The sequence below is a fragment of the Saccharothrix hoggarensis genome (assembly GCF_052936025.1).
This window is the reverse complement of record NZ_CP193624.1, coordinates 3,912,508-3,936,087: the sequence shown is the minus strand read 5'-3', so window position 1 is coordinate 3,936,087 and position 23,580 is coordinate 3,912,508. Positions and strand designations below refer to the sequence as shown.

Below are 23,580 nucleotides of genomic sequence, written 5' to 3'. Positions count from 1 at the left end.
GAAGCTCCGATGACGACCACCATCGCGCCCGGATCGACCGGCGCGTACGTGAAGCTCGCCAAGCTCGACATCGTCGACTACTACCTCGGCGTGTTGGTGGTGTGGTCGCTGCTCGCGCCCGCGCTGCGGTTCGACGGCGGCGTCCTGACCACCATGGCGGTGTTCCTGGTCGGCGAGGTGTTCGTCATCGTCGCGATGGTCGCCCTCGACGACCTCACCGGCTACCGCGACGGCAGCGACATCGCCAACTACGCCCCGGACGCGCCGGCCCGCAAGCTCAACCGGAAACCGCTCGTCGCGGGGACGCTCACCGAGCCGCAGGTGCTCCGGTTCGCGCTCGTCACCGCCGTGGTGGGCGCGGCGGTGTGGGCGGGCGCGCTGTGGCTCGCGCCGCACCGTCCGGTGTGGACCGTCGCGCTGGTCGCCGTCACGTACTTCTTCGCGCTGCAGTACTCCTGGGGCGTCAAGCTGAGCTACCGCGGGTTCCAGGAGTTCTTCCTGGCCGCGCTGGGCTGGGCGCTCGTCCTCGCGCCGTACGGCCTCGTCACCGGCGCCGTGGACGGCGTCGTCATCGTGCAGGCCCTCATCTTCGGCCTCGGCCCGCTGCTGTTCGGCGTCTACTCCAACACCAACGACGTGGCGGGCGACCGGCGCGTCGGCAGGCCCACGGTGGCCGCCCTCACCTCGCCGCGCGGCAACAAGCTGTTCGTCCACGGCGTCTCGGCGTGCGAGCTGCTGCTGATCCTGGCGCTGCCGTGGGTCGGCGGCCCGTGGTGGTTCCCGCTCGCGCTGCTGCCGACCGTCGTGCTGCGGCTGCGGCAGCTGCGCGTCGGGTTCGGCCGGGGCGACATCCTGCGGGCCCGCCGGATCGGCATCGACGTGCACCGGGTGACCGTGGTGACGCTGGTCCTGGTCAACCTGGTGGTGCGCTGATGGGCGCCGAGCTGGACGTGGCAGTGGTCGGCGGCGGGATCGCCGGGCTGGCCGCCGCGCACGAACTGGCCCGCGCGGGCCGCGAGGTGCGCGTGTTCGAGGCGGCCGACCACGTCGGCGGCCGGATGGCCACGCGCCACGTCTCCGGGTTCGTCGTCGACACCGGCGCCGAGCAGATCTCCACGCGCGGCTACCCCGACACGTGGGACCTGCTGCGGCGGACCGGCCTCGACGCCGCGCCGCGGAAGGTCGGGCGGCACGTCGGCGTGTGGCGCGACGGCCGGGTCCGGCGCGGCCTGGCGCACCCGCTGGGCCTGCTCACCGGGGCTGGCCTGTCGGTGCGGGCGAGGTTGGACTTCCTGCGCGCCACGCGCGGCCGGTTCGACGTCACCCGGCCCGAGACGTCCCGGCTCGGCCGCGCCACCGTCGCCGAGTTCGCCGCGCCCCACCACCGCGACCTGCTGGAGTACCTGTGCCAGCCGGTGGTGTCCGGGTTCTTCGGCTGGCGGCCGGAGCACTCGGCCGCCGCGCCGTTCCTCGGCCTGCTGGGCGCGATCGGGCCGGTCACCGGCTGGCGCGCGTACGACGGCGGCATGGACTCGTTGGCGCGGGCGCTCGCCGCGCGGCTGGACGTCACCACGTCGTTCCCGGTGCGGGAGGTCGTCGCCGCACGGGACCACGCGCGGGTGGTCGGCGACGACGGCGAGGTGCGGGCCCGCTCGGTCGTGCTGGCCGTGCCCGCGCCCGTCGCGCGCCGCGTCCACGTGACCGCGCCCGAGCCCGACCGGCGGTTCCTCGACGCCTGCACGTTCACCCCGATGGTGAAGGCGCACCTGATGCTGGACCGCCGGCCCGACCCCGGCGTCTACCTGCTCGCCGTGCCGCGGTCGGAGAGCCCGTCGGTGTCCGTGGTGCTGTTCGACCACCTCAAGCACCCCGACCGGGCGCCCGCGGGACGCGGGCTGGTCACCGTCATCGCCAGTCCGGCGATCGTGCCCGCGCTGCTGAACGCGCCGGACGACCAGGTGGTGGGCGTCCTCGCGGACGAGGCCGAGCGGTTCGTGCCCGGCCTGCGCGCCGCCGTGACCGGATCGGTCGTGCACCGGTTCCGCCACGGCCTGCCCGAGGCCACGCCCGCCGCCCTGGACCTGCGCGCCGGGTTCGAGTCACGGCTCGGCGGCGTCGTCGACTACGCGGGGGACTGGCTGACGCTGGCCCCGTACAGCGAGGCGGCCGTGCGCTCCGGCCGCCGGGCCGCCGCCCGCGTCCTCGCCCGAACACCGTCGGCCGCCGCGCAGCCCGGGACCTTGCCGTCGGCCGCCGCGCCGAAGAGGGAGCACGCATGAGACCGCACGACATGGGCACGCTGTTCGACGAGGTCGCGGCGCGCCACACGCACACCACCGTCCACCTCGACCGGCCGTTCGACATCGCGCCGGCCGGACCCGCGCCGGCAGACCGGTCGCACGGTGCGCTCGGCGACGACGGGTTCGGCCAGGGCGTCGACTACACCGTGCCGGAGCTGGCCGGCCTGGTGCGGGAGGCCGCGGGCTGGCTGCACGCCGTGGGCGCGCGGCGCGGTGACCGGGTGGCCGTGGTGAAGCGCAACCACTACGACTACGACCTGCTCGCGTGCGCCGCCGTGCGGATCGGCGCGGTGCCCGCGCTGCTGTCCGGCCACCTGTCCGACGACGCGCTCGAGACCCTGCTCAAGCGGCTCGACCCGGCGGTGCTGGTGACCGACCGGGTGCCGCCCGCCGGGGTGGCCGGGCGGGTGCTGGCGCTGGGCGAGCCGTTCGCCGGCGCGGTGCCGCTGGACGACGTGCGCGGCTCACGGCCGCCCGCGCCGCGAGGCCGCCACGACGACGACCCGCTCGTCGTCAACCACACGTCCGGCACGACCGGCGTGCCGAAGCTCGTCGTCCACACCACCCGCACGATCGTCCACCGGCTGGCCCGGTTCGAAGCCGTGCGGTGGCCCGTGATCGGCGTGCGCCGCGACGACGTCGTCGCCAATGCGAGCTCCTACGCCCACGGCCGCACGTTCTGCTGGACGGCCAGCGTGTTCTGCCTCGCCCCGCGCAAGATCGTGCTGCTCGGCGACCCGCGGTCGGCCGAGACCGTGCTGGCGCGGCACCGGCCCACGACGCTGGAGGCGCTGCCGTCGGCCTACGTGCGGTGGCAGCCGCTCGCGTCCCGCCCCGACAACCCGTTCCGCGACGTCCGGCTGTTCGTCAGCACGTACGACGCCATGCACCCGCCCGCGATCCGCGCCATGCTCCACGCGTCGCGCCGCCGCCGTCCACTGTGGATGCAGGGCTGGGGCCAGACCGAGACCGGCCCGCTCACCTTCCGGTTCCTCACCCGCCGCGCGCTCACCCGCTCGCCGGACGCCCGCGACCTCGGACGTCCCGTGCCCGGCCGCACCCGGCTGCGCGTGGTGGACCCGGTGACGTTCGCGCCCCTCCCGCGCGGGCGCGCCGGGCTGGTGCTCGCCCGGACCGCCGCGCGCTGCGCCGGGTACGTCGGCGAGCAGGACCGGTGGGAGGCCAAGAACACCGGACCGTGGTGGAACACCGGCGACCTCGGCGTCATCACCCGCGGCGGCGCGGTGCGGCTGCTGGACCGCGAGGTGGACGCCGTGCCGGGGCTGAGCTGCCTGGAGGTCGAGGACCTGGTCGAGGACCGGCTCCCCGAGGTGGTGGAGTGCGTGGTCCTCGGCACGCCGGGCCGGCCGCCGATCCCGGTGCTGGTGACGTCCGGTCCGCTCGACCCGGCGGCGTGGCGTCGCGCGGTGGCCGACCTGCCTCCGATGGCCGAGCCGCACGTGCTGGCGTGGGACGACGTGCCGCGCACCGCCACCGGCAAGGTGCGCCGCCTCGACCTGCTCACCCGCCTCGTCGGCACCGCCGAGACCCACGGCACGGGACGGTGGACGTGACCACTTACGTCTTCGACCGCGGTCACGTGGCCGAGCAGCACCGCTGCCTCGCCGCCGCCTACGACCCCGTGACGTTCGCCCGGCTCGCGCAGACCGGCGTCCGGGCCGGCTGGCGGTGCCTCGACGTCGGCACGGGCGGCGGCAGCGTCGCCCACTGGCTCGCCGGGCGCGGCGCCGTCGTGCTCGCCACCGACGTGCACACCGACCACGTGCCGCCCGCGCCCGGCCTGACCGTGCTGCGGCACGACGTGGTGCACGACCCGCTGCCCGAGGCCGCGTTCGACCTGGTCCACGTGCGGCTCGTGCTGCGGCACCTGCCCGAGCGCGACGCGGTGCTGCGCAAGCTCGTCACGGCGCTCAAGCCCGGCGGCCTGCTGCAGGTGGACGAGTTCGACAACTCCTACAGCCCCGTGCTGCGCGCGCCGGACCGGCAGGCCGCCGAGCTGTACGAGACCTTCCTCGCGGTCAAGGAGGGCGTGTTCGACGCGTTCGGCGTGGACGGCGCGTGGGGCCGCAAGGCGCCCGCGGCGATGGTCGCCGCCGGGCTCGTCGACATCGACCCCCGGGTGGTCGTGCACCCGTGGCGCGCCGGGTCGCCGGGCGTGGCGCTGCTCGCCCACACCACCCGCATGCTGCGGGACAAGCTGGTCGCCGCCGGCCTGACCGACGCGCACCTCGCCGCCGTCCGCGACCTGCTCGCCGACGAGCGGTTCCTCGCCACCTCGCCCGTCGTGTACTCGGTCCACGGCAGGCGGCCCGCATGACGTCCACCGCGACCGCCGTGCCGTGGGCCGGACCGGTCGACCTGCCGCTGGCCGGCGAGCGGGACGTGCAGGCCGCGTGCGGGCTCATGCACGTCCACGGCCGCCGGTTCGGCAGGCCCACCGCGCTCGGGCTGGACTACGCGTCGATCCTCGCGTCCGAGCTGGCCGGCATCGGCGCCCTGGCGCTGGACGTGGCACGGCTGCGCGGCGTGCCGCTGCGCGCGGTGTCCACGTCGGTCGCCCAGGCGGCGCTGCTCGCGGTGTCGCAGTACCTCGCGGCGGCGACCGCGCCCGACGTCGGCCTCACCCTCCCCGAACCGGCGGGCGGCGCGGGCGGCGGGCCGCCGTTCGTGTCCTCCGACGGGGTCGCGTTCGAGCTCGAGGCGTTGGACGCGGAGGTGTGGCGGCGGTTCTGGACGGCGCTGCACGCCGAACCGCGGGCGGTGGCCCGGGTGTGGCGGCCGTTCCAGCAGCGGTTCGCCACCGCGACGTGCCCGCTGCCGCGCGAGCTGACCGGGCTGACCGCCCGCTCGCCGATCGCGCGGCTGGAACAGGTCGCCGCCACCACCGGGATCACGCTCGTGCGGGTGGCGAACCGGGCCGTGGACGACCTGCCGCCGTACCGGGTGCGACCGCTGGGACCGGCCGCACCGGCGGTGGGAGTCGCGCCGCACCACGGCGTGCTGCCGCTGTCGGGGCTGGTGGTGGTGGAGTCGTGCCGACGGGTGCAGGGCCCGCTGGCCGGGCACCTGCTGTGGCAGCTCGGCGCGTCGGTGGTGCGGGTCGAGCCGCCGGGCGGCGACCCGCTGCGGGGCGTGCCGCCGATGGCCGGTGACGTGTCCGCCCGGTTCCACGCGCTCAACCGGGGCAAGCGGGTCGTGGAGGTCGACCTCGCCACCGTGGCCGGGCGTCGGGAGCTGCTGGAGCTGGTGTCGGGCGCGGACGTGTTCCTGCACAACTGGGCGCCGGGCAAGGACGCTGACTGGGCGTTGCGGCCGCGCGACGTGGCCCGGGCGCGGCCTGGCATCGTCTACGCGCACGCGTCCGGCTGGGGCGACGAGCTGGGCGCGCGACCGCCGCTGGGCACCGACTACGTGGTGCAGGCGCACGCGGGCGTGCCGCCGTCGCTGATGACGATCGTGGACGTGTTCGGCGGCGTCGTGTGCGCCGGGGGAGTGGTGGACGCGGTGGCGCGGCGGATCAGGTCCGGGGTGGGGCAGTCGGTGGCGTCCTCGCTGCTGTCGGCCGCGTCCCGGCTCAACGCCCGCGCGACCGGCCGGTGCGCCGCGCCGCTGAGCGTGCCGGTGTGCGCGGACCTGGCCGAGCTGGGACGGGACGAGCGGTTCTCCCGCGCGCTGACGCGGGACGGGTGCGTGGTGCCGACGGGGGTGTGGGAGTTCCGATGACGTGGACGTCGACCACCGGCGTGGTGCTGCGCGACCTGGTCCCGGCCGGGACGCGCCGCTCGTGGGTCGAGGCCGGGCACTGCCCGGACCGGGACCTGCACTCGCTGTTCCGGGACCGGGTGGCACGCCACCCGCGCCGCACCGCCGTCATCGACGACGCGGGCGCGATGGACTACGCGGCGCTGGATCGCGCCGTCCGGCGGCTGGCGACGTCGCTGCGCGACTACGGCCCCGCCGACATCATCGGCCTCGACCTGCCCAACGGGAGGGAGGCCGTGGTCGCGGAACTGGCGGTCGCGGCGATCGGCGCGGTGGCCGTGCACCTGCCCGACGGCGGCTCACCGGTCGTCAGCACGGTGCTCACGGACGTGTCGGAGGCGTTGGAGTCCGATGAGGACGTCCCGTGGTCGCCGGTCGCGGTCGACCCGGAGGCGCCCGCGCGGATTCTCGTGTCGTCCGGCTCGGAGGCGGCGCCGAAGCTCGTCGCCTACTCGCACAACGCGTTCGCCGGCGGGCGCGGCAACTACGTGCGGGCCGTGCACGGCGTCACGGCGGTGCCGCGCGACCTCGTGCTGGTGCCGCTGGCGTCGGCGTTCGGGTCGTTCGGCGCGGCGATCACGCTGTGCCGGTTCGGTGGCACGCTGATGCTCCAGCGCCGGTTCGACGCGGCGGCGGCGCTGCGCGTGGTGGCCGACCACCGGCCGACGCACGTGTTCGGCGTGCCGACCATGCTGCGCCGCATGACCGAACTCGCGTCCACAATGGACACCTCCTCGATCCGCGCCGTCGTGTCCAGCGGCGACGTGCTGACGCCGGAAACGCTGGCGGTCACGCGGGCCGCGTTCGACCGGCCCGTGATCAACATCTACGGGTCGTCCGACGGCGTCAACTGCCACACCTCCACCCCCGGGCACGGCGTCGGCCGACCCGATCCCGCGGTGACCGACATCCGGATCGGGGACGGCGAGATCTGCGCCCTCGGCCCCATGACACCGCTCTGCTACGTCGACGCGCCCGAACTGGACGCGCGCCACCGGCTGCCCGGCGGGTGGGTGCGCACCGGCGACGAGGGCTTCCTCGACCCGGACGGCACCCTGCACGTCGTGCGCCGGCTCAAGCGCGTCGTCATCCGCGGCGGCTACACGATCAGCCCCGCCGAGGTGGAACTCGCGCTCGGCGGCCACCCCGGCGTGGCCGAGGTCGCGTGCGTCCCGGTCCCCGACCCGGACCTCGGCGAGCGGCTGTGCGCGTGCGTCGCCGTGCGCCCCGGCCACCCGCCGCCCTCGCTCGGGCAGCTCGCGGAGTTCCTGCGCGACCGGGGCGTGAGCCGCCGCAAGCACCCCGAACGGCTGCTGCTCCTGCCCGAACTGCCCCTCGGCCGCACTGGGAAGGTGTGCCTCCGCACCGTCGCCCGGCTCGCCGCCGAACGCCACGGCGCCCTGCTGTGACGACCCCGCTGTGACGACCCCGCTGTGACGACCCCGGTGTGACGACCCGTGTGACGACCTGACCCGGAGGTGGTTGTGATCAAGCTCGACCCGTTCGCCGGACCGGGGTTCGCCGCGCTGGGCGCGCTGGCGAAGGCCGTGGACGACGTGGACCTGCCCGCCGGCCTGGTGGAGCTGGTCCGGTTGCGGTGCTCGCAGCTCAACGGCTGCGCGTACTGCGTCCGCCTGCACACCGACGCCGCCACCGCGCTGGGGGAGACGCGGGACGTGTCGTCGTGGCGCGCCGACCCGGCGTTCACCGACGCGGAACGCGCCGTGCTCGCGCTCGCCGAAGCGGTCACGCTGATCCACGACGGGCACGTCCCCGACACCGTCCTGGACGCCGCGATCCGCGAGGTCGGCGCGGTCCGGGCCCAGCAGGTGGTGTGGGTCACGTCCGTCGTCAACGCCTACAACCGGCTCGCGATCAGCGCCCGCCTCACCTGACCCCGGCGCGACCCGGGCGCGGGTCGCGTGAGGCAGAATCCGGCCGTGAGCACCAACTGGGCAGGCAACGTCACCTTCTCCGCCGCGCGGACCGCGCACCCGACCTCCGTCGACGAGCTGCGTGACGTCGTGCGGACCGCCGGGACGGCGCGCGTGGTCGGCGCCGGCCACTCGTTCAGCACGATCGCCGACACCGCCGGCACGCTGATCAGCCTCGACCGGATGCCCGAGGTGTTCGAGGCCGGCCCCGAGTCGGTGCGCGTGAGCGCCGGGATGCGGTTGGCGCGGCTCGCCGGGCTGCTCCACGCCGCTGGCCTGGCCCTGCCCGCCATGCCGTCGCTGCCGCACATCACGATCATCGGCGCGTGCGCCACCGCCACCCACGGCTCGGGCAACGACATCCCGTCCCTGGCGAGCCTGGTCCGGTCGATCGACCTGGTCACCGCCGACGGCCGCGTCACCACCCTGGGCCGGGGCGACGACGGGTTCGACGGCGCGGTGGTCGCGTTCGGGTCGCTGGGCGTGGCCGTCGCGGTGGAACTCGACGTCGTGCCGACGTTCGAGGTCGAGCAGCGGGTCTACCAGGACATGCCGTTCGACGCCCTCGTGGAGAACGTGGACGCCGTGTTCGCGAGCGCCTACAGCGTCAGCGCCTTCACCACCTGGCAGGGCGTCGCCCACGTGTTCGCCAAGCACCGCGCCACCGACACCCGGCACGACCTGGCGTGGACCGGCGCGACCCCCGCGACCGAGCCCCGGCACCCCGTGCCCGGCCAGCCCGCCCTGCACTGCACCGCCCAGCTCGGCGAGCCCGGCCCGTGGCACGAGCGGCTGCCGCACTTCCGCGCCGACTTCACGCCCAGCGTCGGCCGCGAGCTGCAGTCCGAGTACTTCGTGGCCCGCGAGCACGCCGCCGAGGCGCTGACCGCGCTGAACGCCCTCGCCGCCGAGACCGCCCCCGTGTTGCTGACCTCCGAGGTCCGCACCGTCGCCGCCGACGCGCAGTGGCTCAGCCCCGTGCACGGCCGGGACAGCGTCGCGTTCCACTTCACGTGGCAGCCTGACGACGCGGCCGTGCGCGCCGTGCTGCGCAAGATCGAGGCCACGCTCAGCCCGTGGCAGCCGCGCCCGCACTGGGGCAAGCTGTTCGAGCTGGCCGACCCGGGGGAGCGCTACCCGCACTGGGACCGGTTCGCCGCCCTGCGCGCCGACCTCGACCCGCACGGCGTCTTCCGCAACCCCCTGGTCGACGGCTGGTTCGCCCGGTAGGCGGTCAGGCCCGGTCCAGCGGGTCGAGGGCGGGAGGTCCACCTGCCGCTGCCGGACCAGGCCGGGGCGGCCTCGAAGGGCTCCACCGGCCACGTGCTGTCGTCCCCGACGGGGGAACCGGGGTCACAAGCGGGCGAACCGGCGCAGCGCCTCCAGGTCCGGCACGACCACGTCACGCCGCAGGTGGCTCACCACCACGCCCGCCTTGCGCAGGTCCGCGAACGCCTTCTCGGCCGTGCGCGGCTTCATCCCCGCGATCGACGCCAGCTCCACCTTCGTCAGCGGGATGCCCAGCACCCAGCCGCCGACCTCCTGCCTGCCGTGCGCGCCGACCAGCTCGGCCAGCACCCGCGCGACCCGCTCGGCGGCGGTGTGGGACAGGAAGTCGCGCCGCCGCCGGTTGGCCCACCTCAGCTGGTCGTCCAGCACGCCCAGCAGCTCGACGAACCCGTCGTTGCGGCGGTGCAGGAACCCGTGCAGCTCGGCGCTGGTGATCAGCTTCGCCGTCACGTCGCCGCAGGTCACGACCGTCGCCGAGCGCGGCCTGTGGTCCATCGACGCCATCTCGCCGACCAGGTCGCCCGCGACCCGCACGGTGAGCACCGCGCTCTCGCCGGACCCGTCGTCGACCAGCACCTTCACCACGCCGTCGAGGATCAGGAACACGTGCGTGTCCGTGGCGTCCTGGACGATGATCTCCCGGTCCGGGGCGTACCGGACGGCCGTGCCGAGGCCCAGCAGCTCCTGCCGGCTGGTCTCCCGCAGCCGCGCCAGCAACGTCCCGGCGGGCCACTCCGGCGCGCCCGCCCGTGCTCCCGACGGGCTCGACGTGGCCAGCGAGCGGCCCGCGTCGGCGAACGACGCGTAACCCCGCTCGAACGACGGGTCGGGCCCCGCGCCGGACAGCAGCGCCTCGCACGCCCGCCGCTGCTCCTCCAGCGCCCGCACGGCCGGGTGGTCGACGCCCAGCGCCGACACCGCGCGCATCGACGCGTCCCGCACCACGTCCAGCAGCCGCTGCGCCTGCGCCCTGGTCCCGTCGAGGTGCGCCAGCTCCAGCTCGGCCGACGCCAGGTTCGCCGTGGCGATCACCGCGTGCGGGTGGTCCGCGCCCAGCCTGGTGGCGGTGCGGTCGGCGGCCGAACGCAGGCTCGGCAGCGCGAGCCGGGCCCGTTCCGCCGACCGGCGCACCCTGGCCAGCTCGAACTCGGCGGACGCGAGGTTCGCCTGCGCGACCAGCGCCCGCGGGTGGTGGACGCCCAGCGAGTTCACCGCCCGGTCGGTCGCGTCACGCAGGTCGGCCAGCGCCTCGGTGACCTCCGCGGTGTCGCCCTGGTCGCGGGCGATCCGGAACCGGGCGCACATCAGGTTCAGCCGCAGCACGGCCGTCTGCGGGTGGTTCGCGCCCAGCACGGCCGCGTTGCGCTGTAACGCCAGTTCCAGCGCGCCCGTCTCGGTCGACTTCACCGGTTCGACGGCGACGGCGACCGAGCCGACGGCGACGGGGTCGGCCACCGGCATCGGGTCGAGGAAGTCGCCCACCACCTGGCGCGGGGGAGCGCCCCGCCCGAACGCGGCGGCGGGCGGGCGGCGCCGCACCTGCCGCGGCGGTGTCGGCCCCGGCTCGCGCCGACCGCGGGCGACGGCCACCAGCGCCTGCTGGTCGCGCACCCGCGACGCCTCGGGGCCCGTCGGGTCCACGAGGGCCAGCATCGCGATCAGCAGCGCGTCCGCCGCGTCGGCGGACCCCATCCGGGTCAGCGCGGCGGCGCAGCGCAGCAGGCGGTCCACGTCCCGGCGGGCGCTGAGCGCGTCCAGCGAGCGCGCCAGGTCCACGGCGAGGCGCCGGGCCGCCTGCCGGTCCGGCGCGGACCGGGACAGGACTGCTTCGAGTTCGACCATTCGGCTGTTCATCCGGCACCCCAGGTGGTTGCTCGGTCTGCGACGGCTCGGTTCCCGCGTTCGGACGCCGGGTTCCGGCGTTCGGGCGCGTGGACTCGTGCCGCCGGGGTGGAATCGTCGTCCATAGCGGCGATATCGGTTGCTCCGGGCATTCGTTAGCCCAGTCCAGAACATTGTTACGGCACGAATGGGCGAATGTCCGAAGCGAATCCGCAATATTGCGGACAACTCGGCAATTTTCCTGTTGTTCACACGGCCCACACGTCCGGCCACTGTCCCACGACCACCGCGACCGCCGTGGGACGGACACCGCATGCGCGTGGGTTCGCACCGGCCCTGGCCGGGCGGCGAGGTCGACACCGGCCGGCGCGGTCGTCGCGCCGTACCGCTTGACCAACCCCTCAGCCACGAACGCGTAGCCCGTGCGGTTCCCCTTCCTCGTGTTCCGGGGGGTCAGCGTGGGCGCGGGGGCATGTCGTCGGCCGGGTAGACGCACGCCATCGGCCGTGCGGCGGGTCGTGAGCACCTTCCGGGCCGTCATGCGTTCCGGTTCCCGTAGCGGAACGCGCGGATGCGGTTGGGCCCGAAGCGTTCCTCGGTCATCCTGTGCGCCTGGCAACCCCCGGTCGCCGCTACCCCGTTCCGGGGACGGATCTTGTCCGAAGCGTCCGTCCGCCGCTGACCGGTCGGGTTCGCCCACACCGCAGGAGGACATCGATGACCGTTGCCCACGACGACCCCCACGTCGCGCGGCTCTTCGAACGCATGGCCCTGCTGGTCTCCGACGGGATCGGCGACCCGCTCGACGTCCACGAGCACCTGGTCGAGCTGGCGATGGCCAACTCGCCGGACGTCGCCCGCTACTGGAAGCAGGTCGGGGTGGGCGTCGGCGTGCCCGACACCGCCTACAAGGACGGCGGGCCGCACCTGTTCCCCGACGCGCCGCCGGTCCGCGTGTTCCGCACCAGCGGCACGACCGGGAGCGTGCGGGGCAGCGTCCGCTACTCCAAGCTCGGCCTGGAGCTGAAGGGGATCGCGATCGCCGCCAACGCCCGGCGGCACCTGCTCACCGGCGACGTGCGTCCCGCGGTCCTGTCGTTCGCGCCCTCCGAGGAGGCCGCGCCGGAGATGGCGATCGCGTTCGACATGGCCCGGCTCGCCGAGGCGTGCGGCGACCCCCGGTTCAGCGCGGCCGTCGTGGGCTCGGACGGCGTCGACTTCGACCTGCTGGCACGGCGCCTCGACGCCGCCGTGGCCGAGGACCTGCCGGTGGTGCTCGTGGGCGCGACCTTCGCGTTCGTCAACATCTGCGACGCGCTCCAGGCGCAGGGCCGCAGCTGGCAGCTGCCCGCCGGCTCCCGCATGTACGACGGCGGCGGGTTCAAGGGCCGCTCGCGGATCATGAGGGTGGACGACCTCCGCGTCGCCGTGCGCCGGGTCTTCGGCATCGAGCGGCACGGCAACATCTTCGGCATGACCGAGCTGGCCAACATGCTCTACGACGCCTCCGACACCCCCGTCGGCCCGCTCGGCGAACGACCCAAGGGCCACCACCCGGCGGGCGGCCCCAAGGTCCGCGACCCCCGCACGCGCGAGCACCTGACCGAGGGCCACGGCCTGCTGGAGGTCACCGACCTGTCCCTGCTCGACCGGCCGCACGTCCTGCTGACCGGCGACCTCGGCGTCGCCGGGCCGGAAGGCGTCGCCATCGCCGGCCGCATCGCGGGCAGCACCAGCCGCGGCTGCTCCCTGACCCTGGACGAGATGACCGGAGGAGCCGCATGAGCGTGTCGTGGATGCCGGGCTGGGCGCCGGTGGACGGCGTGCCGTTCAGCCTGCGGTCGGGCCCGCACGAGTGGCGCGGCGTCCGGCCCGCCGACTGGACCGCGGTCGGCGCGGGCCTGGCGGCGGCGCACGAGGAGCTGCGCCGGCTGCCCGTGCGGCGGATCGTGGCGGCGCTGGACGAGGTGTCCGACCGGTGGGCCAAGCGGGACTTCGCCCCGCGCCGCGCCACCGTGCGGGACGCCGCGCTGGTCACCGGCATGTCCGAGGAGACGATCGAGCGCGCGCTGGACGCCGAGGTGGGCAACCTGCGCGCCGAGTCGCTGCTCGCCGCGCTGACCCGCGAGCTGGGCGACCCGGAGGTGCTCGACGGCTTCCGCGGTGGCACCACGGCCGTCGGACCGCGCACCGTGCTGGCCGTGTTCTCCGGCAACGTCCCCGGCCTGCCCGTGCGGTCGCTGGTGCGCGCGCTGCTGGTCAAGGCCACCGTGATCGCCAAGGTCCCGGCCAAGGAGCCGCACTTCACCGCCGCGTTCCTGCGCAGCCTGCACGACGTCGAGCCGGTGCTGGCGAACGCCGTCGTGGCCACGTACTGGGACCGCGCGGACGACGCGTCGCTGGAGGCCGCCCTGGGGCACGCCGACGCGGTGATCGCCTACGGCGGCGACCAGGCGTGCGCGGCGATCCGCGCCAAGGTCGCGCCGCACCAGCTCTACGAGGAGCACGCGCACAAGCTGTCGTTCGGCGTGATCAGCGCCGACTACGCGGCGAAGCACGGCGCCGCCGAGGTGGCCCGGCGGATCGCCGCCGACTGCAGCGACTTCGACCAGCACGCGTGCCTGTCGCCGCAGGTGTACCTGGTGCAGGAGCAGCACGCCCGCGCGGTGGCGCAGCACCTCGCCGCGGCGATGCGGGACGAGGCGCGGGACACCCCGCCCGGGACGGTCGACGACCTGGACGCCACGGTGCTGCAGCACCGCAGGCTCGTCGCCGAGTGGCGCGCGGCCACGTCGGACGTGAGCGAGGTGTGGTCGCCGGACGGTCTGGAGTGGACGGTCGTGCTGGACGACACGCTGATGCCGCTCAGCGGCGCGGGCAACCGGGTCGCGCGGATCGTGTCCGTGCCGGACGTCGCCGCCGCCGTCGCCGTGATGCGCCCGTACGCCCGGCACCTGCAGAACGTGGGGCTCGGCGCGGTCGGCGACGAACTGCGGCGCACGGCCCGGGAACTCGCCGTCCTCGGGGCGAGCCGGGTGTGCGCGCCGGGCGCGATGACCAAGCCCAGCATGGTCTGGCGGCACGACGGTCAGCCGCGCATCGCCGGGCTCGTGCGCTGGTGCGACGTCGAGCTGCACCCGGAGCTGGAGCCCGACCCGACGGCCGTGTGACCGCTCTCACCGGTCCGGATGCTGGAAATCCGCTTCCTCGCCGCCCACCCCGGCGGCGAGGATCGGCCGGTGGCCGCACCGAGTGAGACCCCTGCCCGCCCGCGTTCCCGGCCATTCGTGCCGCTGGTGTCGTTCAGCCTCCTGTCGAGCGTCGGGTACGCGCTCGCCGGACCGTTCATGTCGCTGTTCCTGATCAAGGAACTCGGTGCCGGCCCGGTCCAGAGCGGCGCGTTCCTGCTGGTCAGCGCACTGGCGGCGATGATCGTCAGCACGTTGATCGGCCGGTTCTCCGACTCGCGGGCGATCCGCCGCACCCTGCTCGTGGTGGCCGGGTTGGCGAGCGCGGTCGCGTGGGTGCTGTTCGCGCTGCTGCGCGACTACTGGCTGCTGCTGGTGGTGGCGGTCACCTTGTGGGCGGTCGGGTCGTCCCAGATGCCGCAGATGTTCGCCTACGCCCGGCAGCTGCTGGAGCGCAGCGGCTCGGCGCGAGGGCCGCTGGTGATGAGCGGCCTGCGCATGACCATGTCGATCGCCTGGGTCGGCGGTCCGCCGCTGGGCGCGCTGCTCATCGTGGGCGGCGGGTTCACCGGCCTGTTCTGGGTCAGCGCCGCCGTGTACGGGGTGGCGGTGCTGGTGGCCGTGGTGTGGCTGCCCGAGCTGGGCAAGTCGCCCGAGCCTGCGGAGGCGGTGGAGCAGCGGTCGGGGCTGCGGCGGGAGATCCTGCTCGCGGCGGTGGCGTTCGTGCTGCTGCAGGGCGCGACGTCGGTCGGCGTCGCGGCGATGCCGTTGTTCATCACCGAGAACCTGGGCGGCACGGCCGGTGACGCGGGACTGGTGCTCGGCCTGTGCGCGGCGCTGGAGATCCCGCTGATGCTCGCCTTCGGCGCGTTGGCGATCCGGTTCAACCACCGGGTGCTCGTGCTGGCGGGCGGCGCGGTGGCGCTGGCCTACTACGGGGTCATGCTCGTCACCCAGGCGACCTGGCAGGTGATGGCCGCGCAGGTGCTGCACGCCGTGGTGATCTCGGCGGTGATGGGCGTGGGCATCTCCTACTTCCAGGACCTCGCGCCGGACCGGCCCGGCTACGCCAGCACCCTCTACACCAACACGGCCAAGACCAGCGCGATGCTCTCCGGGCCGCTGCTGGGCGTCGCCCAGCACTTCGGCTTCCGCACCGCGTACGGGATGGGCCTGGTCATGTCGGTGCTCGGGCTGGCGCTGCTGCTGGCCGCACGCCGACGGCGGTCACACGGTTCGGCGACGCCGGGCGGTCGGTGATACTGGGCCGATGATCGACGAGCTGCTGCGGCGCCAGGCGGACTTGCAGGCACAGGCGGACGGGGTCGTGGCCGACCTCGGGCTGGACCGGCTGCTGGCCGAGCTGGGGGAGCCCGTGCGGACGGGCAGCTCCGCGCTGGGCCTGATGGTGGTGCCGGACATCGACATCACCGTGGCGTGCCCGGCGCTGGACATCCCCGCGGTGGTGGGCGTCGGCGCGCAGCTCGCGCTGCACGGGCGGGTGCGCGTGGTGCAGTTCCGCAAGGACGACCGCGACTGGAACGCCGAACCGCACATCTACCCCGACGGCCTCTACCTGGGGGTGAAGTACCGGGACGAGACGGGTCCGGAGTGGAACCTCGACCTGTGGTTCGTGGACGAGCCGGACCGCCAGCCCGACCTCGGGCACGTGCGGGAGCTGTCCGGCCGGATCACGGAGGAGACCCGGTCGGCGATCCTGCTCATCAAGCACGCCCGCCCGGACTACCGCAGCTACGACGTCTACCGGGCGGTGCTGGACGACGGCGTGCGCACCCCGGAGGACTACGACGAGTGGCTCGCCGCCGGGACCGGGTGAACCGACCGCCCGGTCACGTCGGAGGCGGCGCGACCGGGGGATCGGTGAACACGGGATCGGTGAACGACGCCTTGCGGGCGGCCCGGCGCAGGGTGCGCAGCAGCACCGGACCCGTCGCGAGCACCAGCACCGTGGTGGTGATCGCCCGGCCGACGTCCCAGCCCAGCGACGTCGCCAGGCTGAACGCCACCACCCGCACCAGGTTGTCCAGGATCGGCCCGCCCGGCTGGTAGGACAGCGACGTGCCGCCCGCGCCCAGCGCGAACGGCCAGAACGACAGGTTCAGCAGCAACCCGTAGACCAGCGACGCGATCGCGCTGTACGCGGCGAGCAGCGCCAGTTCCGCCCGACCGCGCAACGGCGGCAGCAGTCCCGCGCCCAGCGCCACCCAGGCCGCGCCGAGCATCTGGTACGGCAGCCACGGCCCGACGCCGCCGGTGAGCAGCGCCGACGCGAACAGCATGGTGTTGCCGAGCACGAACCCGAAACCGGGCCCGAACACCCGCCCGCCCAGCACCAGCAGGAAGAACACCGTCTCGATCCCCGCCGTGCCCGCGCCCAGCGGCCGGATCGCGGCGCCGAGCGCGGAGAGCACGCCGAGCATCGCCACGGCCTTCGCGTCCAGCCCGCCCTCGCTGATCTCGGCCAGCACCACGGCCAGCACGAGCGGCAGGAGCAGGGCGAACGTCCACGGCGCGGTCGTGCCCTGCGCGATGTCGGCGTCGGCGGACACCAGCAGCGGCCAGCCGAACGCGGCCACGCTGATCGCCGCCGCCACGGCCAGCGCCAGGGTCGCGCGGGGCCGGACGCGGACCGAAGTGTTCACCGAGGCGTTCGCCCGGGTGTTCAGCCGGGCGTTCACCGGGCCGCCAGGGCCGCGCGCACGTCCGCCACGGTCAACCACGACTGAGGCGCGAGCACCTTCGCGACCTGCGGCGAGAACACCGGCGAGGCGGTGACGACCTCGGCGGTCGGCCCGTCGGCCACGACCTCGCCCTCCGCCAGCACCACCACCCGGCTCGCGTACTCGGCCACGAACTCGACGTCGTGCGTGGCCAGCACGACCGCGTGCCCGTCGTCGGCGAGGTCGCGCAAGGTGGCGGCCAGCCGCGTCTTCGCCGGGTAGTCCAGCCCGCGGGTCGGCTCGTCCAGCAGCACGACCCGCGGCGACGGCGTGAGCGCGACGGCCAGCACCAGCGCCAGCCGCTGCCCCTCGGACAGGTCACGCGGGTGGCGGTCGTCCGGGATGCCCGACGCGAGCCGGTCCAGCAGGTCGCGGCAGGTGCCGGCGGGCTTGCCGGACTCCCGGTCGGCCTGCGCGCACTCACCGCCGACCGTGTGCAGGTACAGCAGGTCCGCCGGCTGCTGCGGCACCAGGCCGATCGCCTCGCGCCGCCGTGCGGGTTTGAGCGACGCCGGGTCGACGCCGTCCACCGCGACCTCGCCGCCGGACCGCCTGCCCGCGCCCTGCACCGCCCACAGCAGGCTCGACTTGCCCGACCCGTTGCGCCCCATCACGGCCACCCGCTCACCCGCGCCGACCCGCAACGACACGCCACTCAGAGCGTCCACAGTGGAGTAGCGGACCCGGAGGTCCTTGATGTGCACCAGGTCCCCGGACGGCTGCGCGAGCGGGACGGGCGGCTCGGCGAGCCGGTCGCGCAGCGGTCCCGCCAACCGCCGCGCGTCCCGGACGGACACCGGCACCGGCTCCCACCCGGCCACCTGCGCCAGCCGCACCACGGGCGGCGCGACCGGGGCGTCCGCGAGCACCGCGCCCGGATCGCCCGAGACCGGCGGCAGCCCAGCGCCCGGCAGCCACACCACCCGGTCGGCGTACTGCGCGACCCGTTCCAGCCGGTGCTCCGCGATCAGCACGGTCATGCCCAGGTCGTGCACCAGACGGTGCAGGGCGGCCAGCACGTCCTCCGCCGCGCCGGGGTCCAGCGCCGACGTCGGCTCGTCCAGCACCAACACCTTCGGGTGGGCGGTCAGCGCCGCGCCCACGGCCACCCGCTGCTGCTGCCCGCCGGACAGCGTGGCCAGCGGCCGGCGCCGCAACCCGGCCAGCCCCAGCAGGTCCAACGTCTCCTCGACCCGTTTGCGCATCACCGGACCGGGCAGCGCCAGCGACTCCATCGAGTACGCCAGCTCCTCCTCGACCGAGTCGGTGACGAACCCGGCCTGCGGGTCCTGCGTCACCACGCCCACCACGTCGGCCAGCTCACGCGGCGGGTGCGTGCGGGTGTCCCGGCCCGCGACGAGCACGCGGCCGGCGAGCGTGCCGCCGGTGAAGTGCGGCACCAGCCCGTTGACCGCGCGCAGCAACGTCGACTTGCCCGACCCGGTGCGGCCGACCACCAGGCACAGCTCTCCCTCCGGCACGTGCAGGTCCACCGCGGTCAGCGTGGGAGCTGCGGCGTCGCGGTAGGTGACGGTGACGTTCTCGAACCTGATCATGTCTCTTCCCTGGTCGGACGCCCGGAGCGGCCGGCGGCGAGGACGGGCGCGACCGCGCACAGCAGGCCCAGCGCGGGCAGCAGCGGCAGGGCCGGCGCGCTCAGCGGCACGGTGGCGGGCGTCAACGCGGCACCGCCCAGCGCCGCCGGCGCGAGGAACGTGGCCAGGGCCGCCACCAACCCGGACGCGACGATCAGCAGCTCCCGCGGACCCCACCGGTCCGGCCGGTACCGGCTGCGCCGCACCCGCCGCGACCCGCTCCACAGCCCCGCGACCGCGCACACCGCGCCGACCGCCAGCAGCGGCGTGCCCGTCACCGCCGGAGCGCTGCCGTCGAGCAGCCCGTACGCGCCGACGCACAGCCCGACCAGCCCTCCGAGCACCAGCACTCCGGTCACCACCCTGGCCCGCTTCGGCAGGCCCGCCGTCCGGCCGTACCCCCGCGAGTCCATCGCCGCGGCCAGCACCAGGGACCGCTCGAACGCGTCCTCCAGCACCGGCACCAGCAGCACCCGCACCGCCTTCACGCCCCGCACGGCGTCGCCCCGCAACACCCGGGCCCGCCGCACCGCGCGCGCACTGGCCACCAACTGCGGTGCGACGGTCAACGCGACCACCACCGCCACGCTCACCTCGTACAGCGCGGCGGGCAGCGACCGCAGCAGCCGCTTGGCGTTGGCCAGCGCGTTCGCCGCGCCGACGCAGCACAGCAGCGTGGCGAGCTGAAGTCCTTGGCACAGCGCGAAGACGAGGCCCTCGGCGCTGACCGGACCACCCAGCCGGATGCCGTTCGCCCACTCGGGCAACGGGATGCCGGGCAGCGTGAACAGCACGGTCGGCCCGCCGACACCGCCGAGCAGGATGTGCAGCACCACCCGGATGCCGAGCACCACCAGGCCGAACTTGAGGAAGACGCCGTAGGCGCTCGCCCACGGGGTGTCCTCGCGGCACGACACGGCCACGTACCCGGCGACCGCGACCACGAGCGCCAACAGCAGCGGGTTCGTGGTGCGGGTCGCCACGGCGGCCAGGCACAACGCCCACAGCCACCACGCGCCGGGGTGCAGCGTCACTCCGCCGCCCCGGCGCGCCGCCGTGCCGTCCGGAAGCCGAGGCCGGCCAGCGCGAGGACCACGGCGATCCCCACGACGAGCCCGACCGTGCCGCCGGACGACGTGCCCGCCGTCGGCTCCACCGCGACCGAGGTCGCGCCCGTCGACGTGGGGGAGGGACCCGACGTCGTGCTGCCGGCCGCGGTCGCCGACGACGAGGGTGGCGCGGACGTCGTCTCGGACGTCGTGGTCGGCGTGTCCGTGCCGGATGGCGCGGACTGCTGCGTGGCCTGCCCGGATTGTCCCGGCTGCTGTCCCGGCTGCGCCGGTTGTCCCGGTTGCGCGGGCTGTCCGGGCTGGACCGGTTGGCCGGGTTGTGCCGGTTTCGGCGTCGGAGGCTGGGCCGCGGGCGGCTGCGGTGCGGGCTGGGTCGGTCGCGGCGCGGGCGGCGCGGGCGGCGCGATGCCCGGCTGCTGACCGGAACCGAACGCCCAGCCTTCGACGGTCCCCGGCGCCGGGTCGTGGGAGCCGGCGCTGGTGTCGCTGTAGACCCACGAGCCACCCGGCCGGGCGTGCCAGTAGCCCCAGTACGCCGTCGGCGGGGAGGCGTTGACGCACGGGTCGTCGCCCGGCACGCCGTTGATCCTGCAGATGAATCCCGGCTGCCGCGCCGTGCTCGTGTAACCGAACCCGGCGGCGTTCAACGCGGCCAGGCCCGACGCGGGATCGCCCGCCGCGCAGCCCGTCCGCACGCCGCCGCCCAGTGAGCCGAAGTCCACGACCACCGTGACGCCCGCGCAGTCCGCCGCCCGCGCGACCGGCGGAACGCCGACCAGGGGAGTGCCGACCAGCGCGAGCCCGACGACGGCCGCGGCCGCCACCGCCCGCCGCACCGCGCCCGTCACGACGCCGCGGCCGGGGCGTGCCCCGAGCCGGGCCCGCGGGCCGTCACTTCCGGACCCCCGCATACCGCTTGCGGGACAAGGCGACCGCGAGCACGCCGCCCAGGAGCATCAGCACGCCGATCCACAGCACCGGCCCGACCGACGCGCCGGTCCGGGCCAGGTCGCCGCTGCCGTTCGACACGACCGCCGCCGCGGTCGTCGTGGTGGTGGAAGTCGAGGTCGCGGTGTCGGTCGTGGTGCCGGTGGCGTCGGCGGTGGTCGTGGTCGTGCCGGTCGTCGTTCCGGAAGTGTCCGAAGTGGACGACGTGGACGAAGTCGGTGACGTGGACGTCGTGGAGCGGCAGTCGAGCACCGGAGCGCCCGGCGTGGCGTTGCCCGCCTTCAGCTCGCCGAAGCCAACACCGACGAGCCCGAGGACGCCCTGCGCGCTCGCCCGCAACGACGTGGCCTGCTTGAACCCCGTCCGGTCGAACGCGATCGCTCCCCGGTCCGCCGCCGGGGCCGGGCAACCGACCTGGGACGCCGTCAGGAACGCCGCCGCGCGGTCCGCGGCCGCCGTCCGGCCACCGGCACGCAACGCCTGCGCCGCGAGGCCAGTGCTGTTGGCGTTGCCCTCGTCGGTCTTGCCCTCGTCGCGGAACCCGCCGCCGGGCTGCTGCACGCGGCTCAGCCAGTCGAGCGCGCGTCCCGCCTCGGTCGTCCGGTCCGCGGCCAGCAGCGCCTGCGCCACCATCGCGGTGGCGTCCACGTGCGGCGCGCACTTCGCCTCCTCCAGGACCAGCGGGAAGCCGCCGTCCGGGCACTCGGTCCCCACCAGGTAGTCGACGGCGGCCTTCGGTGCGCCGCCCTCGCGCCGGTCGAGCGCCAGCACCGCGAAGGCCTGCGTGAACCCGTTGGAGAAGTCGCCGAAGGCGGACTTGTCCCGGAACCGCCCCGACGGAGACTGCAACGCGGTGAGGCCCGCGATCAGGTCGACGCCGCCGAAGGCCGTCGGGTCCTGGCCGTGCACCTGGACGGCCAGCGCCAGCTTGGCGTGCGCGCCCGCGTACGACTCGGTCGGCTTGCCGAAGTGGAGGTAGTTGTCGAGGACGTCGGGCTTGGCGAGCCACGCGGTCGCCCTGTCCGCGTTGGTCCCGGCCACGCCCGCGGCGGTGAACGCGAACACCGCGTCGAGCGTGAGGCCCTGGTCGGGGTAGGTGACGTTGTCGTAGACGTTCTCGAAGTGGTCGCCGCCGACGAGCTGTCGCGCCAGCCACCCGGCCGCGGCGTCGCTCACGTCCGTCGTCACCGGCGGCTCCTGCGCGCCACCCCGGACATCCGGCTGCGCCTGGGCCGCGGGCAGCACCGCGAGCGCGGCGACGGCGGTGGCGGCGAGGACGCAGGCGGTCCGTCTGAACGACATGTTCGGCCTTTCCGGGCGCAACGCGTGAGCGGACCCCGGACAGCCGTCACCGACCTCCCCCGGGCTCCGACCCGTTGACCACGACGGTGTCAGGAGCTTGCACGCGCGACGGGTGTTCGGGCTCGTCCCGGGTGGGACCTACCGTTGCGGGTCAGCGCCGGATTTCGACCGGCTTCCCCCGTTCGTGCGCGATTGCCGATCGTCTGTCACGGACCTGTGCGTGTCAATCCGCCTGTGGCGCGATGCTGCTCACCCCTACGTACGGTTACCGTCGCTCAGATCGACCTGGGGAATGAGGGGTGTGGGATGACAACTCTGGCGTCCGTGCGCGACGGCTTGGTGGCGTGGGTCGCACGGCGTTCGGCGACGCGGTGGGTCATGGGGAAGATCGGTTCGAGGGCGTTGTCGCTGCTCCCGGACCGTGCGCTGGTTCCGCTGAAGCGGGACGGGGTCGTGCCGGTCGCCGAGCTGGAGCGGATGCGGCAGACCGGCGCGGTGCACCGCATCCCGGTGCCGTTCGGCCTGCGCGTGTGGTTGGTCACGGGCCTGGACGAAGCGAAAAAGGTGCTTTCCGACACAGGAGCGTTCAGCAACGACTACGCGCGGCTGGGTGCGGCGGTCCGCATCGAGCAGTCGCCCGGCGGCCTCGGCTTCGCCGACCCGCCCGACCACACCCGGCTGCGCAAGCTGCTCACGCCGGAGTTCACCATGCGGCGGTTGTCCCGGCTCGTGCCGCGCATCGACGCCATCGTCACCGAGCGGCTGGACGCGATGGCGGCCGTCGACGGTCCGGTGGACCTCGTCCAGGAGTTCGCCCTGCCCATCCCGTCCCTGACGATCTGCGAGCTGCTGGGCGTGCCCTACGAGGACCGCGACCGGTTCCAGGAGCTGGCGGCGGCGCGGTTCGACCTGTTCGGCGGCGCGGGGCAGGCGTTGGGCGCGATCTCCGAGTCGCTGTCCTACATGGAGGAGATCGTGCGCCGCGAGCGCCGGTCCCCGGGCGACGGCCTGATCGGCATGATCATCCGCGAGCACGGCGACGCGGTGAGCGACGTCGAGCTGGCCGGCCTGGCCGACGGCGTGCTCACCGGCGGCTTCGACACGACCGCGAGCATGCTGGCGCTCGGCGCGATCGTGCTGCTGACCGACGACGAGGCGCGCGCGGCGATGCGTGACGACGACGCGGCCACCGCGCCGATGGTCGAGGAGCTGCTGCGGCACCTCAGCGTGGTGCAGGTGGCGTTCCCGCGGTTCGCCCGGCACCCGCTGGACGTCGGTGACCAGCGCATCGAGGAAGGCGACGTCGTCGTGGTGTCGCTGTCGGCGGCGAACCGCGAGGAGGTGTCGGACTTCGACCACCGCCGGGGATCGTCGGCGCACCTCGCGTTCGGGTACGGCGCGCACCGCTGCGTCGGGGCCGAGCTGGCGCGGATGGAACTGCGCGCCGCGTACCCGGCCCTGCTGCGCCGCTTCCCGAAGCTGCGCCTGGCCACCGACAGCCCGGACTTCCGCACCGCGTCGATCGTCCACGGCGTCGACAAGCTGATGGTCCACACGCGCTGACGGCGCCGTCGTGCGGAACCGGGG

19 protein-coding genes and 1 riboswitch are annotated in these 23,580 nt (G+C 74.9%); of the genes, 13 read left to right on the top strand and 6 right to left on the bottom strand.

Annotation, left to right across the window (positions count from 1 at the left end):
- The first annotated feature begins 9 nt into the window (after window positions 1–9).
- The 8 genes from ACRAKH_RS18055 (at window position 10) to ACRAKH_RS18020 (ending at window position 9,247) form a co-directional block, all read left to right on the top strand.
- On the top strand, window positions 10–933 hold the full coding sequence (locus ACRAKH_RS18055; protein WP_380719707.1) for a UbiA family prenyltransferase: 924 nt from the start codon (window positions 10–12) through the stop codon (window positions 931–933).
- On the top strand, window positions 933–2,279 hold the full coding sequence (locus ACRAKH_RS18050; RefSeq protein WP_380719709.1) for a protoporphyrinogen/coproporphyrinogen oxidase: 1,347 nt from the start codon (window positions 933–935) through the stop codon (window positions 2,277–2,279). Before ACRAKH_RS18055 ends, ACRAKH_RS18050 begins: the two co-directional genes overlap by 1 nt.
- Window positions 2,276–3,874, top strand: a complete 1,599-nt coding sequence (locus ACRAKH_RS18045; protein ID WP_447009136.1) for an AMP-binding protein — start codon at window positions 2,276–2,278, stop codon at window positions 3,872–3,874. The genes ACRAKH_RS18050 and ACRAKH_RS18045 overlap by 4 nt, the downstream gene beginning before the upstream one ends.
- Complete coding sequence (locus tag ACRAKH_RS18040; RefSeq protein WP_447009135.1) at window positions 3,871–4,638, top strand: class I SAM-dependent methyltransferase; 768 nt, start codon at window positions 3,871–3,873, stop codon at window positions 4,636–4,638. Before ACRAKH_RS18045 ends, ACRAKH_RS18040 begins: the two co-directional genes overlap by 4 nt.
- Complete coding sequence (locus ACRAKH_RS18035; RefSeq protein WP_380729155.1) at window positions 4,635–6,044, top strand: CoA transferase; 1,410 nt, start codon at window positions 4,635–4,637, stop codon at window positions 6,042–6,044. The genes ACRAKH_RS18040 and ACRAKH_RS18035 overlap by 4 nt, the downstream gene beginning before the upstream one ends.
- Complete coding sequence (locus ACRAKH_RS18030) at window positions 6,041–7,492, top strand: class I adenylate-forming enzyme family protein (protein WP_380729153.1); 1,452 nt, start codon at window positions 6,041–6,043, stop codon at window positions 7,490–7,492. The genes ACRAKH_RS18035 and ACRAKH_RS18030 overlap by 4 nt, the downstream gene beginning before the upstream one ends.
- A gap of 75 nt (window positions 7,493–7,567) precedes the next feature.
- Complete coding sequence (locus ACRAKH_RS18025) at window positions 7,568–7,978, top strand: carboxymuconolactone decarboxylase family protein (protein WP_380729151.1); 411 nt, start codon at window positions 7,568–7,570, stop codon at window positions 7,976–7,978.
- A 45-nt stretch (window positions 7,979–8,023) separates the two neighbouring features.
- Window positions 8,024–9,247 carry a D-arabinono-1,4-lactone oxidase gene (locus tag ACRAKH_RS18020; protein WP_380729149.1) on the top strand — a complete coding sequence of 408 codons (1,224 nt, stop codon included), beginning with the start codon at window positions 8,024–8,026 and terminating at the stop codon, window positions 9,245–9,247.
- A 123-nt stretch (window positions 9,248–9,370) separates the two neighbouring features.
- Here ACRAKH_RS18020 and ACRAKH_RS18015 read toward each other — a convergent pair whose 3' ends face one another.
- Window positions 9,371–11,161, bottom strand: a complete 1,791-nt coding sequence (locus tag ACRAKH_RS18015; protein WP_447009134.1) for a cyclic nucleotide-binding domain-containing protein — start codon at window positions 11,159–11,161, stop codon at window positions 9,371–9,373.
- Window positions 11,162–11,866: 705 nt separating this feature from the next.
- Between ACRAKH_RS18015 and ACRAKH_RS18010 the strand changes: the two genes are divergently transcribed.
- The 4 genes from ACRAKH_RS18010 (at window position 11,867) to ACRAKH_RS17995 (ending at window position 16,174) form a co-directional block, all read left to right on the top strand.
- Complete coding sequence (locus ACRAKH_RS18010; protein ID WP_380729223.1) at window positions 11,867–12,934, top strand: acyl-CoA reductase; 1,068 nt, start codon at window positions 11,867–11,869, stop codon at window positions 12,932–12,934.
- Complete coding sequence (locus ACRAKH_RS18005) at window positions 12,931–14,319, top strand: acyl-CoA reductase (protein ID WP_380729225.1); 1,389 nt, start codon at window positions 12,931–12,933, stop codon at window positions 14,317–14,319. The genes ACRAKH_RS18010 and ACRAKH_RS18005 overlap by 4 nt, the downstream gene beginning before the upstream one ends.
- 69 nt (window positions 14,320–14,388) lie before the next feature.
- The gene (locus ACRAKH_RS18000) at window positions 14,389–15,597 is read left to right on the top strand and encodes a sugar efflux transporter (protein ID WP_380729227.1); all 1,209 of its coding nucleotides are present in this window, start codon (window positions 14,389–14,391) and stop codon (window positions 15,595–15,597) included.
- A gap of 10 nt (window positions 15,598–15,607) precedes the next feature.
- Window positions 15,608–16,174: a hypothetical protein gene (locus tag ACRAKH_RS17995; RefSeq protein ID WP_380729229.1), complete on the top strand. Its 567-nt coding sequence runs from the start codon at window positions 15,608–15,610 to the stop codon at window positions 16,172–16,174.
- 13 nt (window positions 16,175–16,187) lie between these two features.
- On the opposite strand, the gene ACRAKH_RS17990 is transcribed toward ACRAKH_RS17995, so the two are convergent.
- The 5 genes from ACRAKH_RS17990 to ACRAKH_RS17970 are packed head-to-tail and all read right to left on the bottom strand — an operon-like array spanning window position 16,188 to window position 21,993.
- Complete coding sequence (locus ACRAKH_RS17990) at window positions 16,188–17,000, bottom strand: ECF transporter S component (protein ID WP_380729231.1); 813 nt, start codon at window positions 16,998–17,000, stop codon at window positions 16,188–16,190.
- 32 nt (window positions 17,001–17,032) lie between these two features.
- Window positions 17,033–18,634 (bottom strand): ABC transporter ATP-binding protein, encoded by a 1,602-nt coding sequence (locus ACRAKH_RS17985; protein WP_380729234.1) that lies wholly within the window; start codon window positions 18,632–18,634, stop codon window positions 17,033–17,035.
- Window positions 18,631–19,707 (bottom strand): CbiQ family ECF transporter T component, encoded by a 1,077-nt coding sequence (locus ACRAKH_RS17980; protein ID WP_447009133.1) that lies wholly within the window; start codon window positions 19,705–19,707, stop codon window positions 18,631–18,633. The genes ACRAKH_RS17985 and ACRAKH_RS17980 overlap by 4 nt, the downstream gene beginning before the upstream one ends.
- Window positions 19,704–20,654 carry a hypothetical protein gene (locus tag ACRAKH_RS17975; RefSeq protein ID WP_447009132.1) on the bottom strand — a complete coding sequence of 317 codons (951 nt, stop codon included), beginning with the start codon at window positions 20,652–20,654 and terminating at the stop codon, window positions 19,704–19,706. Before ACRAKH_RS17975 ends, ACRAKH_RS17980 begins: the two co-directional genes overlap by 4 nt.
- Window positions 20,635–21,993: a peptidase gene (locus tag ACRAKH_RS17970; RefSeq protein WP_380729022.1), complete on the bottom strand. Its 1,359-nt coding sequence runs from the start codon at window positions 21,991–21,993 to the stop codon at window positions 20,635–20,637. The genes ACRAKH_RS17975 and ACRAKH_RS17970 overlap by 20 nt, the downstream gene beginning before the upstream one ends.
- Window positions 21,994–22,083: 90 nt before the next feature.
- A riboswitch (cobalamin riboswitch) is annotated at window positions 22,084–22,227 on the bottom strand.
- A gap of 72 nt (window positions 22,228–22,299) precedes the next feature.
- On the opposite strand from ACRAKH_RS17970, the gene ACRAKH_RS17965 reads away from it, so the two are divergent.
- A complete protein-coding gene (locus ACRAKH_RS17965; protein ID WP_380729020.1) occupies window positions 22,300–23,556 on the top strand; it encodes a cytochrome P450 in 1,257 nt (418 codons plus the stop codon).
- The last annotated feature ends 24 nt before the right edge of the window (window positions 23,557–23,580 follow it).

What these genes read in the sequence shown, in the direction of transcription:
- ACRAKH_RS18055 (WP_380719707.1), top strand. Translation starts at nt 10, where the DNA reads ATGACGACCACCATCGCGCCCGGATCGACCGGCGCGTACGTGAAGCTC.
- ACRAKH_RS18050 (WP_380719709.1), top strand. Translation starts at nt 933, where the DNA reads ATGGGCGCCGAGCTGGACGTGGCAGTGGTCGGCGGCGGGATCGCCGGG.
- ACRAKH_RS18045 (WP_447009136.1), top strand. Translation starts at nt 2,276, where the DNA reads ATGAGACCGCACGACATGGGCACGCTGTTCGACGAGGTCGCGGCGCGC.
- ACRAKH_RS18035 (WP_380729155.1), top strand. Translation starts at nt 4,635, where the DNA reads ATGACGTCCACCGCGACCGCCGTGCCGTGGGCCGGACCGGTCGACCTG.
- ACRAKH_RS18030 (WP_380729153.1), top strand. Translation starts at nt 6,041, where the DNA reads ATGACGTGGACGTCGACCACCGGCGTGGTGCTGCGCGACCTGGTCCCG.
- ACRAKH_RS18015 (WP_447009134.1), bottom strand. Translation starts at nt 11,161, where the DNA reads ATGAACAGCCGAATGGTCGAACTCGAAGCAGTCCTGTCCCGGTCCGCG.
- ACRAKH_RS18010 (WP_380729223.1), top strand. Translation starts at nt 11,867, where the DNA reads ATGACCGTTGCCCACGACGACCCCCACGTCGCGCGGCTCTTCGAACGC.
- ACRAKH_RS18005 (WP_380729225.1), top strand. Translation starts at nt 12,931, where the DNA reads ATGAGCGTGTCGTGGATGCCGGGCTGGGCGCCGGTGGACGGCGTGCCG.
- ACRAKH_RS17995 (WP_380729229.1), top strand. Translation starts at nt 15,608, where the DNA reads ATGATCGACGAGCTGCTGCGGCGCCAGGCGGACTTGCAGGCACAGGCG.
- ACRAKH_RS17985 (WP_380729234.1), bottom strand. Translation starts at nt 18,634, where the DNA reads ATGATCAGGTTCGAGAACGTCACCGTCACCTACCGCGACGCCGCAGCT.
- ACRAKH_RS17975 (WP_447009132.1), bottom strand. Translation starts at nt 20,654, where the DNA reads ATGCGGGGGTCCGGAAGTGACGGCCCGCGGGCCCGGCTCGGGGCACGC.
- ACRAKH_RS17970 (WP_380729022.1), bottom strand. Translation starts at nt 21,993, where the DNA reads ATGTCGTTCAGACGGACCGCCTGCGTCCTCGCCGCCACCGCCGTCGCC.
- ACRAKH_RS17965 (WP_380729020.1), top strand. Translation starts at nt 22,300, where the DNA reads ATGACAACTCTGGCGTCCGTGCGCGACGGCTTGGTGGCGTGGGTCGCA.